The organism is Janthinobacterium sp. 13, assembly GCF_002749695.1.
Lineage (GTDB): Bacteria > Pseudomonadota > Gammaproteobacteria > Burkholderiales > Burkholderiaceae_D > Janthinobacterium > Janthinobacterium kumbetense.
Window position 1 is genome coordinate 5,708,620 of record NZ_PEEQ01000001.1, and the last position, 12,790, is coordinate 5,721,409.

The window sequence follows — 12,790 nt, forward strand, 5'->3', positions numbered from 1 at the left end:
GCGCCGCCCGGCAGGGTGTTTTTGCGCCTCTGTCCAGCTTGCCCGCGCAGTCGTTCGGCTTATACTTGGATCATCAGATTACCTTTGCTTATATTTACTAAAAACCGGAGAACTTCATGACGCAGAACACGATCGCACTTCCCGAAGGCATGCAAATCACGGGGGCCATTGCACCCGGTTACGAACAGATCCTGACGCCGGCCGCGCTGGCCCTGGTGGCCAAGCTGACGCGCGCCTTCGAGCCGCGCCGCCAGGAATTGCTGGCCGTGCGCGTGGAGCGGGCCAAGCGCCTCGACGCGGGCGAGCGTCCTGATTTCTTGCCAGAAACCGCACACATCCGCGACGGCGACTGGAAGATCGCGCCGATCCCGAAGGCGCTGGAATGCCGCCGCGTGGAAATTACCGGACCCGTCGAGCGCAAGATGGTCATCAACGCCTTCAATTCCGGCGCGGACAGCTACATGACGGACTTCGAGGATTCGAACACGCCGAACTGGGATAACCAGCTGACGGGCCAGATCAATATGTTCGACGCCGTGCGCAAGACGATTTCGCTGGAGCAAAATGGCAAGTCCTACAAGCTGAACGACAAGATCGCGACGCTCGTCGTGCGTCCGCGCGGCTGGCACCTCGATGAAAAGCACGTGCTGGTCGACGGCAAGCGCATTTCCGGCGGTATTTTCGATTTCGCGCTGTTCATGTTCCATAATGCCAAGGAACAACTGGCGCGTGGCGCCGGCCCGTACTTCTACCTGCCGAAGATGGAATCGCACCTGGAAGCGCGCCTGTGGAACGACATTTTCGTCATGACGCAAAACGAATTGGGCTTGCCACAAGGCACGATCAAGGCGACCGTGCTGATCGAAACCATCCTGGCCGCCTTCGAGATGGATGAAATCCTGTACGAGCTGAAAGAGCACAGCTCGGGCCTGAACGCGGGCCGCTGGGATTACATCTTCTCGTGCATCAAGAAATTCAAGCTGGACAAGGACTTCTGCCTGGCCGACCGCGCCAAGGTTACGATGACGGCTCCCTTCATGCGCGCCTACGCCTTGCTGCTGCTGAAAACCTGTCATAAACGTGGCGCACCGGCCATCGGTGGCATGGCAGCCTTGATCCCGATCAAGAACGACCCGGAAAAGAATGACATCGCCATGGGCGGCGTGCGCAACGACAAGGCGCGCGACGCCACCGACGGCTACGACGGCGGCTGGGTGGCCCATCCGGGCCTGGTGGAACTGGCCATGGGCGAGTTCACGAAAGTGCTGGGCGACAAGCCGAACCAGATCGAGAAACAGCGTCCCGACATCGACGTGAAAGCGTCGGACTTGCTGAATTTCCAGCCGGAAGCGCCAATCACGGAAGCGGGCTTGCGCTACAACATCAACGTGGGTATCCATTACCTGGGCAGCTGGCTGGCCGGCAATGGTTGCGTGCCCATCCATAACCTGATGGAAGATGCCGCCACGGCCGAGATCAGCCGTTCGCAAGTGTGGCAATGGATTCGTTCGAGCAAGGGCGTGCTGGAAGATGGCCGCAAGGTGACGGCCGAGATGGTGCGCGCCATGATTTCGGAAGAGCTGGCCAAAGTGCAGCGCGATGCGCCGGGCGGCAATGGCCCGACCTATGTGCGCGCAGGACAAATCTTCGAGGAAATGTCGACGTCGGAATCGTTCGCCGAATTCCTGACCTTGCCGCTGTATGAAGAAATCTGATCCTGATCAACTAGATCGATAAAAAAATCCCGGCGATGCATACAAGCATCTGCCGGGATTTTTTATGGCGGAAGGGCGGACTTAAAAGCTGTTTTTCCACATCCGCAAGGCGGCGAACGCTTCCACGGGCGACGCATCGGTGGCCAGCTTGCCTTCCACCTTCAAGCTGGTCAGGATCGCCGGTTCGCGGTAGCGCAGGAAGGGATTCGTGGCCTTCTCCAGGGCAATGGTCGACGGCACGGTGGACAAGCCTTGCTGGCGCTTTTCCGTGTCGATGGCGATGCGTTCCTGCAAGGCCTGGTTGCCCGGTTCGACGGCGTTGGCGAAGCGCAGATTGGACAAGGTGTACTCATGCGCGCAAAATACCTCGGTATCGTCGGGCAAGGCGGCCAGCTTGCCCAGCGAGTCGGCCATCTGGCCCGGCGTGCCTTCGAACAGGCGGCCGCAGCCGCCCGCAAACAGGGTGTCGCCGGAGAACAGCCAGGGTGCGCCGCTGCGCTCGTCGCGCTGGCGCACGTAGGCGATATGGCCCTTCGTATGGCCGGGCACGTCGATGACGGTCAGTTGCAGGCCCAGCTCGGGCACGTGGGCGACATCGCCTTCGGCAAGCGGTTCCGTGATGGCTGTGATAGCCTCATTGCGCGGGCCGAAGACGGGGACGGCGAAATGCTGCAACAATTCAGGTACGCCGCCCGTGTGGTCGGCGTGGTGATGCGTGAGTAAAATGGCGGACAAGGTCAACTGATGGGCTTGCAGCGCATCGAGGATGGCCGTCGCATCGCCGGGGTCGACCACGGCGGCATGGCGGCCGTCATGGATCAGCCACAGGTAATTGTCGGCAAAGGCGGGCACGGCAAGTACCGATAAAGCGTGTTCAGGGGAGTGTGTCATGAGCAAAAGAGAAAACTGAATGGACAGTGTGGCATCCGAAAAATCCATTATAGCGCTTGACGGTTGGCTGCAGACACCGGCCGGTCTGTACGTGCGTGCCTGGGAGCAGCAATGCCTCGACAGCCTGACTGTCGATATCTTCGGTTTTAATGCCGTGCAGATCGGCTTGCCCCAGCTCGATGCGCTGGCGGCCAACCGCATGCCGAACAAATGGCTGCTCGATGCGCGCCTGCCGTCGCGTCCGCCGCAGGAAAGCCGTTTGACCCTCGTGTCGGCCTTCGACGAGTTGCCGTTCGACTCGCAAAGCCTGGACCTGGTGGTCTTGCCGCACGTCCTCGAATTTGCCGCCGAGCCGCACCAGGTCTTGCGCGAAGTGGAGCGCGTGCTGATCCCGGAAGGGCGCGTGATCGTGTGCGGCTTCAATCCGGCCAGCCTGTGGGGCATGCGCCAGGGAGTGGGGCGGGTCACGGGCCGGCATTACTTGCCGCAGGCGGGCGAGCTGATCTCTATGCCGCGCATGAAAGACTGGTTAAAATTGCTGAACATGGGCGTGAGCCAAAGCCACTTCGGCTGCTACGCGCCTGCCTGCAGGACAGAAAAATGGCTGCGCCGCAACGCCTTCATGGACAAGGCCGGTGCGCGCTGGTGGCCATATCTGGGCGCAGTGTATATAGTGCAGGCGATCAAGCGCGTCAAAGGGATGCGTTTGATCGGTCCGGCGTGGACCAAAAAACCGGCGACGGCGCCCGCAGGCGCACCGGTCACGAATAAAAGGCGGGAACAGCAAGATGGATAAGGTTGAGATTTACGCCGATGGCGCATGCAAGGGCAATCCCGGCACGGGCGGCTGGGGCGCGCTGATGGTGGCCGATGGCGCCAAGAAAGAAATTTACGGCGGGGAACTGAATACGACGAATAACCGCATGGAATTGAAGGCCGTGATCGAAGCCTTGACGGCGCTCAAACGTCCCTGCCAGGTAGTGTTGTATACCGATAGCCAGTACGTGCAAAAGGGCATCAGCGAATGGATCCACGGCTGGAAAGCGCGCGGCTGGAAAACGGCAGCCAAGGCGCCCGTGAAAAACGTCGACTTGTGGCAAGCGCTCGATACGGCCCAGGCCGTGCATGAAGTGGAATGGCGCTGGGTGCGCGGCCATAACGGCCATCCGGGCAATGAACGGGCAGATCAGCTGGCCAACCTGGGCGTGGAAACCGTGCGCGCCTGAGAACGCCCAACCAAACCTGCTGCGCGTCGCGCTTTGCGGCCTGCGATGCTCACCGGCTCGGCGCCCCCGTACAAAGTACGGTTGCGCTTCTTAGCCACAAATCACTGCCGCTCGCTACGGTTTTGTTGAGCATTCGGGCATGCCGTGATGTAATCGAAGGGCACAGGTTTGCTATACTGTGCCCTTCGCTTTTTGCTTTTAAGACTGAATCTGCCATGCGTCAAATTGTCCTCGATACTGAAACCACCGGCCTGAACCCGCGCACGGGCGACCGCATCCTGGAGATCGGGGCGGTCGAACTGAACAACCGCATGTTGACGGGGAATAATTTTCACCATTACATCAATCCCGAACGCGACTCGGAAGAGGGCGCGCTGGCCGTCCACGGATTGACGACGGAATTCCTCAGCGACAAGCCGAAATTCGCGGAAATCGCCGACGAGTTTCGTGCCTACATCGCCGACGCTGAACTGATCATCCACAACGCCCCGTTCGATATCGGCTTCCTGAACGCGGAATTCAAGCGCTTGAACTTGCCGCCAGTCCACGAGCAAGTACATGGCGTGATCGACACCCTGGTGCAGGCGAAGGAAATGCACCCAGGCAAGCGCAACTCGCTCGACGCCCTGTGCGACCGCTACGGCGTCTCGAACGCCCACCGAAAGCTGCACGGCGCGCTGCTCGACTCCGAATTGCTGGCTGACGTCTACCTGGCCATGACGCGCGGGCAAAACAGCCTCAGCATGGAAGAAGAGGTGGAAGTGGCCGCCGACGGCGCCGCCCTGGAAATCGTGCCCCTGGCCGAAGTCATCTTCCAGAGCGCCAGCGCCGACGAACTGGCCGCCCACGAAGCCACCATCGCCGGCCTCGACAAGGCCGCCAAAGGCCAGTGCATCTGGACCGCCGTCACGTCGCCGCCAGCGGCCGCGTGAGAAAAAAGCGGGGCGCGCTAAATTTCCTCTCGCCAGCCCTTGCAGATGCCGCAACACCTATGCGATAATTCGCCTCGCTTCGGGAGGTTAGCTCAGGGGTAGAGCACTGCATTCACACTGCAGGGGTCGCAAGTTCGAAACTTGCACTTCCCACCAAGAATTCGTTTGATATCAAAGGCTTACACTGATCCAGTGTAGGCCTTTTTTGTTTGGTACGGGAAAAGTACGGGAAACAGTCTTGGATCAATGTGGACGATGCAGGACAACGAGAGGAACGCTGCGCTGGCGTTGCGATTCTGACGGCCGCCCGCTCAGGAGAGGTTAGGGGGCGGGCGCGGTGGCGGGAGATTGACTTGGAGGCGGCGCTGTGGGCGATTCCAGCGCAGCGGATGAAGGCCGGCAAGGAGCATCGCGTGCCGCTGTCTGGTGAGGCGCTTGCGCTGCTGCGCGCAGTCCGCGTCAAGGGGACGTCATCTTTTCAGGTCGCAAGCGTAGCGCTCAGTTGTCGGACATGAGTTTGACGGCAGTCTTGCGCTGCATTCAGTTTGACGACATTACCGTACATGGTTCCCGTTCTTCGTTCCGCGACTGGCGCGCCGAGGCGGCAGCCAATACCTTTTCGCGCGAAGTATGCGAGCATGCGCTGGCACATCGCTTGCCAGACAGGAAGCCCCCCCGATGGCGCGACGATCTTTTTGATTAATGTGGCTTGCTGATGCAGACACGAACTTGTTTTTGCGCCAGCGCCACACCTACTGTCGCGCAATGGGATGTTTGCATGGGACATCCTTACGCACGCTGACGCCTGGTGCGCGTGCTCAAACCAGTCGCTGTCACTTTTTTCATGGACTTCGCCTGTACTGCAACCGGGACAGGATGCCGTGCGGCAACGCACGCCTGCATCCAGTGGAGGATTTCACTCTTGAGCCAGGCCGATGAGCGGCCTTTGAGTTTTACCGGGGCCGGGAAGGTGCCCTCCTTGATGCCCTCATAAATGCTGCTGCGCGATTTCCCGCAGGTGGCCAGCACTTCAGCCAGTCGTATGAAGCGCTCCTCATGGAGCGTTGGAGCTGCGGGCAGCTCTGGGTTTGAAGAAAGTGTGACTTGGGTCATGGGAGGCTCCTTTTGCTCCTCAGCGAGTGAGCCAGGTTCGGTGCCAGCATGGCGGCAAAGACTCTGATCCGATCGTTGAGGTCGTATCGCCAATGGCGGTCTGTCGACATTGCATTTACAATCATTATTCCGAAAATACGCAGTCAGTATCTATGGCGCATACGTCCAATGCAACTGGAATCGGACGGGTATATCGACTAGATCAAAGGTGTTTGCAAGTGCTGCTGCCACAGGAGCATTTGATGGTCTGTGCAGTTTTAGCGGCTAAAAATAGGTGCGCAAAGGTATTTCTAAAATCTAAAAAAATGCCTAGCACCGCGAACCATATGCCTCCGGAAATAGGCTTTCAACGACAGTAGCAGCGGTCTACGTTTTTATATCGGCTAACTATGTTTAAAAAAATTCTTCGTGCAGCGGTTAAAAATGTGAAGCGCTTTTTTGGCGTTTGGCTCGTCATTTTGATTGCCAACCAATTGTTAATATTCGGCGCCTGTTTCGCTCCGCATTGTCTTGCTGCAGCCGTGCCTCATACCTTGGCAATTGCGCTTCTCATCAATCTCTTCGGGTTCAGGCAGGATAGAAGTGTTAGCCATTCGGCAAGCGCTCCTGCTGGGTCGAACGCGAGAATGACGTCCGACCTAAAGAAGACGTTCGGATCGTCGCATTCTGTGCAGCGCGAACAACTAAAACACCGTGCCCGTCTCCCCGCCATTCTAGCGATGATGTCGATTATAGTTATTGGCGCTCTTCTTCTGGTTGCATCTGACTCGCCATGGAAGTCCGATTCGACGTCGATTGCGGCGTTTGAAACTGCGGGAGAGAAGGTGACAAGTACGGAAGATCCTCATGAACGTTTGCAGTCGGATGAATTGCATGCGGAAAGCAGGCATTACTATCCAAGGCAGGCTGAAGTACAAAATCACACTATTAGTCATCCCCTGGAAGAGGAGAATGGCGATGAATTCGATGTCAACGACATTCAAAGGTATGAACGAGTAACGAAAAAGAAATACCTCGGTACTACCGTCTACAACAGGGATCAATTAGACGTCATAGAAAATTTTCCTAGCGTGAAAGATGTCGGATCAGGTGTAAATGCTGCTCGAACGCAAGCGAGCAAGATCGAGAATCAACCTGAACAGCGAGCAATGCTGCAACAGGCTTACGAATGTTCAAACTCTGCCGGCAAGGTTGGCGTTGGCACTGGAAGACTTTCCCAGGCAAGGGAGTATTCATCGTTCCTTAAAAGAGAAGTTCGTGCAGGGGAATTCGTTCTATTCAAATATCAAGGCTCCGGAAAAGAATACTGGTTCAAGGTTTCAAGCTGCACGCAGCTCTGACCGATGACATTCTGTCTGCAAGAGAACGCCTGCTGCTGGATCGGCACGGCCAATCTGAAGGTGTCGACCCCGAAGCCTGGTTGCACCATTTGCTGGCACACATCGCCGATTATCCCTTCAACCGGATTGATGAATTCGTGTCTTGGAGTTGTAACCCGCCAGCAGCTTTCTGAGAGGACACTACTTCCCAGCGGTGTAGTGCTAGTTTTTGCTGGCGCGCGGCAGGAGTCGCTGCAGGGCTGGGGGGATAGACAGATCCAGATCCGATCTTGTCGTTGGATCCGGCAACTATGAGATTGCACATCAGGAGTCTGGCAGAGACCCAGACCTCCAATACGATCGTTCGGTTTCTCATCTTTCATGAGCTATGGATCAGAAGAGTCTAAGCTACTAGTGGCGACTCAGTGGATCAATGTAGCGTGCATGCTTACGTGTTCTATACCGAAGACTGCGTTCCATCCGTTTTAGCTGCTAAAAATTGCGCTGATTGCAGTATCAGTCATTGTTCTGGATCAAAGTCGTCGACAGCATGCGGAGCGACGATAGCCTTTGCCGGCATGTCAGTTGCATTGGGGCAGCGCAGTTGGCGGGAGGGAGAAAAGGCATGGCAGACATCATTCAGTTTCCACCGGTACCAAGCAAGGAGAAAGCGCCACCGCTGCCGGCCGCGCTTGTTCCGCCGCCGGGCCGAACCAGCCTGCGCTCCATCTTGTGGGTCATCGTCACGCTGTGCTGGCCAGTGCTGCGCTTCATCATGATGTGTGACGTGCTGTTCCAGCTGCTGCGCGCGCTGGTGCTGTGGGATACGCCTGGCGCACATGCCGGATGGACCTTGCTGCTGCACTACGCCTTTTTCTGCTACCTGACCTGGTTCGTGGCGTACGGCAAGCCGGACCAGCCGCGATGAAGAAGGCATCCGCGCCGCCGGGTGCCGCCAGCGGCCGCGCGCCGGAGGGTAGGCCACTGGCGCTGCCGCTCGAGCATATCGACGAAGACCCGCTGCAGCCGCGCTCGGCCGCGAATCCTGGCTTTACGGCGCACAGCCTGGCCGAACTCGCCGCCTCGATCCGCCTGCGCGGGATCAAGACACCGATCTCCGTGCGCCATCATCCCGACCGGCCTGGCCGCTACATCATCAATCACGGCGCGCGCCGCTACCGCGCATCGAGGCTGGCACAGCTGGCGACCATCCCGGGCTTTATCGACGACGACTACAGCGAGACCGACCAGGTGGTGGAAAACCTGCAGCGCGACGAGCTGACGGCGCGCGAGATCGCCAATTACATCGGCCGCGAACTGTCGAAGGGGTTGAAGCGGGGGCAGATCGCCAGCAACATCAGCAAGTCCGCCGCCTTCGTAACGCAGCATGCGGCCCTGCTGGACTTGCCGGAACCCATCGCCCTGGCGTTCAACGAGGGCAGGGTACGCGACGTGACGACCGTGAATGAACTGGTGACGGCCTACAAGTCGCATCCGGGCGAGGTGGTGGCCTGGCTGCGCGAGGGCGAACTGGAGATTACGCGCAGCGCCGTCAAGCTACTGCGCGCATTCCTCGGTGCGAAGTTTGGCGAGGAAGAAACGATTACTCCCGGTAGCGGCGACGCCACAGCCGTGCCATCGGCTGCCGGTCCGCCAGCAGCCGCGCAGGCTGGCGCCAGCCGCTGGCGCTGCACCGGCCTCCTGGTGCGCCATGGCCAAGGCGAAGGCGTGCTGGTGCTGGGGCGCCGGCCTGGCGGGGAAGGGCTGGCCTGGCTGCGGCGTGCCGATGGTGTCGAAGTGGAAGTGGCGCTTGCCGGGCTTGTGCCGCTCAGGCTGCTCGGTGCCGGGGATTGACGCAACCATGCCCTATGGCGCGTGTCGCGCGGATCAGGGCTGGTGCTACACTTCGGCTCTTGCGCGCTCCTGCAGCTGCCGCCAGCGTGTCTTGAAGTGCAGACGGAACCGTCCAATTATTTGCCACATTACCATGAATGACTTGTTGACCTACATCGTTGCCATTTTCAACCTGCCCAGCCAGGCTGTCATCGAGCGGCGCGATATCGCGCAATCCTCCTGGCAGGAAGACGGTTTTGAGGTAAGGCAGGAGGTGGCGACCTATTACTTCAGCAATGGCGTGGTGGTGCGGCGCATGTCCGAGGAAGACAGCTTTCCATCGCAGGCGGCCTGCGCGGAGTGCTGGATCACCTATGAAGTGCCATCGAACGGGGAGGCGCCGGTTGAGGTGCTGTCAGCGGTCAGGCGCTTTGACAGTCGCTGCCGCGAAGCATTCTGGCTGAAATTCCACAGCGCTAACTGAGCCACTGGATTACTGGCCGTGCCGCCCAATAATCAATTGGAATTCCTGAAATACAGTTTATGGGCTGTAAAATGAAATTACAGTCTGGTTCTTGTAATTGCGTTTCACAGTTCCTATACTGTAGATACACACCCCAGGACACGCCATGGACTATCCGATTCGATCCTTGCAGCAGTTGCGGCCGATTCTCGTCGGCTTCCGCAAGCAGGCTGGCCTGTCGCAGCAGGCACTGGCGGAGCAGCTAGGCATCACGCAGCAAAGCTATGCGCAGATCGAAGCAAATCCTGCTTCTACCAGCGTCGAGCGCCTGTACACGGTGCTGCGGCTGTTGGGGGCCGAATTGCTGCTCTCGCCAGCCGGGCAGCCATCCCCGGATGCCGCCATCGAGCAGGAGGCAACCGATGCGGGGCCGCCCGCCGCCCGCCTCGCGCGCCAGAGTGCGCCTGGTCCCGCGCGGCCGGAAGCGCCGGCAAGGCAGGAACCTCCACCATCGGCCAGGGAGCGCTGGTAAGCCATGGGCCGGCGAGCGCATGCGCAGCGCCTGAACCTGTGGCTGAACGGCACGCCGGTTGCCTACTGGGATGCGTCCGCTGGCACCTCTTCACTGACCTACTTTGACGCCTGGATCGAAGACGAGGCCGGACGGCCGCTGTCGCTGTCGATGCCTTTCAAGCCGCAGGGCGGCTCCTATCGTGGCCCGCTGGTGCAGAATTATTTCGACAACCTCCTGCCTGACAGCGAACCGATCCGGCGCCGCATGGCCCAGCACTTCCAGACCGGCGGCATCGCGCCGTACCAGCTGCTCGCTGCTGCCGGGCGCGACTGTGTCGGCGCCATCCAGCTATTGCCGCCCGGTGAGGTACCCACGGACCTGTTTCGCATCACGGGCGAGGCGCTCGACGAGGCTGGCGTGGCGAGGATACTGCGCAACACGGTCGCGGAAGCCCCGTTCGGACATGCCGGCGCGGAGCCGGACCTACGCCTGTCGATTGCCGGAGCGCAGGAAAAGACGGCCTTGCTATGGCATGGCGGCCAGTGGCACCGTCCCACCGGCAGCACGCCGACGACGCACATACTGAAGTTGCCCATGGGGCTGGTGGGCAATATGCGGGCGGACATGCGCACCTCGGTGGAAAACGAATGGCTGTGTTCGCAGATCATGCACGCGTTCGGACTGTCCACGGCGCCATGCCGCATCGCCACTTTCGAGGACCTGAAGACGCTGGTGGTGGAGCGCTTCGACCGCAGGGTGTCTGGCGACGGCAGTTGGATCGTCCGGCTGCCGCAGGAGGATTTTTGCCAGGCGACCGGTACGCCGCCCCTGCACAAGTATCAGGCAGATGGCGGGCCGGGCATCAGCCGCATCATGGATATCCTGCTCGGGTCTGCGCAGGCCGAGGCAGACCGCCGCCGCTTCTTCAAGACCCAACTGGTGTTCTGGCTGCTGGCTGCGACAGATGGCCATGCGAAGAACTTCAGCATTTTCCATTTGCCGCACAGCCGTTTCCAGTCGACGCCGCTCTACGACGTGCTGTCCGCCCATCCCATCATCGGCCCCGGTGCGCATCAGCTGCAGCGCCAGGATGCCCGGCTGGCGATGGCCGTGCGCGGCGCCAGCAACCATTACCATCTGGAACAGATCCAGCGGCGCCACTGGCTGAGCCAGGCTCGCCAGGCCAGTTTCGGCGCGGCCGCAGCGCAGGAAGTGATGGACGAGGTGCTAGGGCATGCCGATGCGGTGGTGGCCGCCATGTATGGCTTGCTGCCACCCGGCTTTCCCGCTGATCTTGCCGACGCCATCCTGCAGGGCATTTCCCGTCAGGCGCGGCGGCTCAGGGATATGCCGGATGGCGAAATAGGCGCCGGGCCACATTGATGTGTACCACATCGCAGGCATTTAGCTGCCCAGTGGCAAGTATCGCGTCTTAAAATGGCCCATCGCCGAACGATTCGGCCGCTGTCACGTCCTACCGATAAACAGGAGCGTATTGATGAAGCAAAGAGTCTTGGTCATGAACGGGCAGCGCCTGCTGCAAAACGAGCAGGGCGGACAGTGGGCCACCAGCAAGGTAGACAAGGCCGGGGTGATCAAGCCCGGCATCTACGATATTTATCTTGCGGGTGACGCTGACAAGGCCAAGACATATGCCGGCGTCATTGTGCATGCGGATGGCGTCAGCGTGTACCAGCAGGTCGGCAAGACATTGATCAAGCACGCCGCCAGCGATTTCGCTAAAGTACCTGGGACGGGTATCGATACCAGTGTCAGCTACGAGGACGGCCAGGCGCACAGCAGCAGCGCCAGCGTCAAACAGGGACGCAAGCTGAGCCGGTAGCGCAGAGCCCGCTGATATCGGAGGCGGATCATGAAAATATCGATGGAGCGGCCGCAGCAAGGCAGGACTGCCAGCGCAGGCGCGCGGGGCGGCGCCCAGATGCAGGCCGACGCGCAGCTGTACCAGGCAGCGGACGAGCAACTGGAGCAGGCGGTAATGCTGGATGCCGCCCCGCTGGACACACAGTATGGCGCGGCATTGGCGGCGCAGGTCGAGGCCAAGCACGAGCAGGTCGAGCGCATCGAGGACAGGCTGGAAAACCTGATCGAATCGCAGGCATCGCGCCTGCAGCGCACGCAGATGCAGCAGCCGGGCTTGCTGGCATTTCCCGCCACGCGCGCGCAATGGCAGCAGCAAGTGCAGCAGCAACAGAAAACCATGCAGCGCCTGCTGGGCCGCCTGGAACTGGTGCGCGAGGTGCGCGACAGCATGGGCGTGCACGCGCCGCGCATCGAGGAACTGGCTGCGCGCAAGCTGCGTACCCTGCATCCCGGGCTGGCCAGCGAGTGGGATGCGCTGCAGCAGGCGCAGCGCCTGGAAAAGCTGCTGCAGCGCCAGCAGACGCAGCAGCAGGCCCCCGAACGCGGCCACGTGCTGCAGGCCGGACGCGGCTCGCGGCTGGGCCTATCGCAGCACGGCCCATGAGGCCACGGTTGCCGCCAGCATGGCCAGGCAGCCGACGGCGGCATTCAACACCGCGATGGCATGCGCGGAGCGCACGGGACGTGCGAGATGCCGCAGGGCGCCGTCGATTTCCTGGCGGGCAGCCCTTGCCGCCTGCTGGTCTCCTTCCTGCATGGCTTCCCGGGCGGCAGCCAGCGCCGCATTGACGATGCGTTCAGCCTTTTCCCTTGCGTCCGTGCTCCAGCGCCGCGACACATCTTCCGTTCCTTCCTTGAACTAATCCGGTTGGATCTGCTGGGCTCAGGCGCTTTCCTAGA

16 protein-coding genes and 1 tRNA gene are annotated in these 12,790 nt (G+C 60.3%); 14 read left to right on the forward strand and 3 right to left on the reverse strand.

Translation table 11 applies throughout. The features are described from left to right. Positions 1 to 116: 116 nt before the first annotated feature. The gene (aceB, locus tag CLU94_RS25125; RefSeq protein WP_099667645.1) at positions 117 to 1,715 is read left to right on the forward strand and encodes a malate synthase A; all 1,599 of its coding nucleotides are present in this window, start codon (positions 117 to 119) and stop codon (positions 1,713 to 1,715) included. A gap of 81 nt (positions 1,716 to 1,796) precedes the next feature. Here the strand turns inward: aceB and gloB are convergent, their stop codons facing one another. Further along, a complete protein-coding gene (gloB, locus tag CLU94_RS25130) occupies positions 1,797 to 2,606 on the reverse strand; it encodes a hydroxyacylglutathione hydrolase (RefSeq protein ID WP_099667646.1) in 810 nt (269 codons plus the stop codon). 19 nt (positions 2,607 to 2,625) lie between these two features. Here gloB and CLU94_RS25135 point away from each other — a divergent pair, with 19 nt between their 5' ends. From CLU94_RS25135 to CLU94_RS25150, 4 genes are all read left to right on the forward strand, one after another. Beyond that, positions 2,626 to 3,402: a class I SAM-dependent methyltransferase gene (locus CLU94_RS25135; RefSeq protein ID WP_099667647.1), complete on the forward strand. Its 777-nt coding sequence runs from the start codon at positions 2,626 to 2,628 to the stop codon at positions 3,400 to 3,402. Beyond that, positions 3,395 to 3,832 carry a ribonuclease HI gene (rnhA, locus tag CLU94_RS25140; RefSeq protein ID WP_034784447.1) on the forward strand — a complete coding sequence of 146 codons (438 nt, stop codon included), beginning with the start codon at positions 3,395 to 3,397 and terminating at the stop codon, positions 3,830 to 3,832. The genes CLU94_RS25135 and rnhA overlap by 8 nt, the downstream gene beginning before the upstream one ends. Positions 3,833 to 4,047: 215 nt before the next feature. Then, entirely contained in the window at positions 4,048 to 4,764 is a 717-nt protein-coding gene (dnaQ, locus tag CLU94_RS25145) for a DNA polymerase III subunit epsilon (protein ID WP_099667648.1), read from the forward strand. Positions 4,765 to 4,845: 81 nt separating this feature from the next. Beyond that, a tRNA-Val gene (locus tag CLU94_RS25150) sits at positions 4,846 to 4,920 on the forward strand. A 633-nt stretch (positions 4,921 to 5,553) separates the two neighbouring features. Here CLU94_RS25150 and CLU94_RS25160 read toward each other — a convergent pair. Then, positions 5,554 to 5,877: a helix-turn-helix transcriptional regulator gene (locus tag CLU94_RS25160; protein ID WP_099667649.1), complete on the reverse strand. Its 324-nt coding sequence runs from the start codon at positions 5,875 to 5,877 to the stop codon at positions 5,554 to 5,556. Between the two features lie 389 nt (positions 5,878 to 6,266). Between CLU94_RS25160 and CLU94_RS28180 the strand changes: the two genes are divergently transcribed. The 9 genes from CLU94_RS28180 to CLU94_RS25195 all read left to right on the forward strand — a co-directional run bounded on the left by CLU94_RS28180 (position 6,267) and on the right by CLU94_RS25195 (position 12,494). Further along, entirely contained in the window at positions 6,267 to 7,217 is a 951-nt protein-coding gene (locus CLU94_RS28180; protein WP_143451535.1) for a hypothetical protein, read from the forward strand. Positions 7,218 to 7,252: 35 nt separating this feature from the next. Next, positions 7,253 to 7,390, forward strand: coding sequence for a transposase domain-containing protein (locus CLU94_RS28925; RefSeq protein ID WP_373610684.1), 138 nt, complete (start codon positions 7,253 to 7,255; stop codon positions 7,388 to 7,390). 431 nt (positions 7,391 to 7,821) lie between these two features. Then, a complete protein-coding gene (kleE, locus tag CLU94_RS25165) occupies positions 7,822 to 8,124 on the forward strand; it encodes a KleE stable inheritance protein (RefSeq protein ID WP_099667650.1) in 303 nt (100 codons plus the stop codon). Further along, on the forward strand, positions 8,121 to 9,050 hold the full coding sequence (locus tag CLU94_RS25170; RefSeq protein ID WP_099667651.1) for a ParB/RepB/Spo0J family partition protein: 930 nt from the start codon (positions 8,121 to 8,123) through the stop codon (positions 9,048 to 9,050). Before kleE ends, CLU94_RS25170 begins: the two co-directional genes overlap by 4 nt. A gap of 145 nt (positions 9,051 to 9,195) precedes the next feature. Beyond that, on the forward strand, positions 9,196 to 9,513 hold the full coding sequence (locus CLU94_RS25175; RefSeq protein ID WP_143451536.1) for a hypothetical protein: 318 nt from the start codon (positions 9,196 to 9,198) through the stop codon (positions 9,511 to 9,513). A gap of 145 nt (positions 9,514 to 9,658) precedes the next feature. Then, complete coding sequence (locus CLU94_RS25180; RefSeq protein WP_099667653.1) at positions 9,659 to 10,024, forward strand: helix-turn-helix transcriptional regulator; 366 nt, start codon at positions 9,659 to 9,661, stop codon at positions 10,022 to 10,024. Positions 10,025 to 10,027: 3 nt separating this feature from the next. Next, a complete protein-coding gene (locus tag CLU94_RS25185; protein WP_099667654.1) occupies positions 10,028 to 11,389 on the forward strand; it encodes a type II toxin-antitoxin system HipA family toxin in 1,362 nt (453 codons plus the stop codon). 115 nt (positions 11,390 to 11,504) lie between these two features. Continuing rightward, positions 11,505 to 11,849 (forward strand): KfrB domain-containing protein, encoded by a 345-nt coding sequence (locus tag CLU94_RS25190; RefSeq protein ID WP_099667655.1) that lies wholly within the window; start codon positions 11,505 to 11,507, stop codon positions 11,847 to 11,849. A 30-nt stretch (positions 11,850 to 11,879) separates the two neighbouring features. After that, on the forward strand, positions 11,880 to 12,494 hold the full coding sequence (locus tag CLU94_RS25195) for an IncP plasmid survival protein KfrC family protein (RefSeq protein ID WP_143451537.1): 615 nt from the start codon (positions 11,880 to 11,882) through the stop codon (positions 12,492 to 12,494). Here the strand turns inward: CLU94_RS25195 and CLU94_RS25200 are convergent. Continuing rightward, the gene (locus tag CLU94_RS25200) at positions 12,474 to 12,728 is read right to left on the reverse strand and encodes a hypothetical protein (protein WP_099667657.1); all 255 of its coding nucleotides are present in this window, start codon (positions 12,726 to 12,728) and stop codon (positions 12,474 to 12,476) included. The genes CLU94_RS25195 and CLU94_RS25200 overlap by 21 nt on opposite strands. Positions 12,729 to 12,790 lie beyond the last annotated feature (62 nt).

Excerpts from the sequence above, each read along its gene's own strand:
- aceB (WP_099667645.1), top strand. The coding sequence starts at position 117 with ATGACGCAGAACACGATCGCACTTCCCGAAGGCATGCAAATCACGGGG.
- gloB (WP_099667646.1), bottom strand. The coding sequence starts at position 2,606 with ATGACACACTCCCCTGAACACGCTTTATCGGTACTTGCCGTGCCCGCC.
- CLU94_RS25135 (WP_099667647.1), top strand. The coding sequence starts at position 2,626 with ATGGACAGTGTGGCATCCGAAAAATCCATTATAGCGCTTGACGGTTGG.
- rnhA (WP_034784447.1), top strand. The coding sequence starts at position 3,395 with ATGGATAAGGTTGAGATTTACGCCGATGGCGCATGCAAGGGCAATCCC.
- dnaQ (WP_099667648.1), top strand. The coding sequence starts at position 4,048 with ATGCGTCAAATTGTCCTCGATACTGAAACCACCGGCCTGAACCCGCGC.
- CLU94_RS25160 (WP_099667649.1), bottom strand. The coding sequence starts at position 5,877 with ATGACCCAAGTCACACTTTCTTCAAACCCAGAGCTGCCCGCAGCTCCA.
- CLU94_RS28180 (WP_143451535.1), top strand. The coding sequence starts at position 6,267 with ATGTTTAAAAAAATTCTTCGTGCAGCGGTTAAAAATGTGAAGCGCTTT.
- kleE (WP_099667650.1), top strand. The coding sequence starts at position 7,822 with ATGGCAGACATCATTCAGTTTCCACCGGTACCAAGCAAGGAGAAAGCG.
- CLU94_RS25170 (WP_099667651.1), top strand. The coding sequence starts at position 8,121 with ATGAAGAAGGCATCCGCGCCGCCGGGTGCCGCCAGCGGCCGCGCGCCG.
- CLU94_RS25180 (WP_099667653.1), top strand. The coding sequence starts at position 9,659 with ATGGACTATCCGATTCGATCCTTGCAGCAGTTGCGGCCGATTCTCGTC.
- CLU94_RS25185 (WP_099667654.1), top strand. The coding sequence starts at position 10,028 with ATGGGCCGGCGAGCGCATGCGCAGCGCCTGAACCTGTGGCTGAACGGC.
- CLU94_RS25190 (WP_099667655.1), top strand. The coding sequence starts at position 11,505 with ATGAAGCAAAGAGTCTTGGTCATGAACGGGCAGCGCCTGCTGCAAAAC.
- CLU94_RS25195 (WP_143451537.1), top strand. The coding sequence starts at position 11,880 with ATGAAAATATCGATGGAGCGGCCGCAGCAAGGCAGGACTGCCAGCGCA.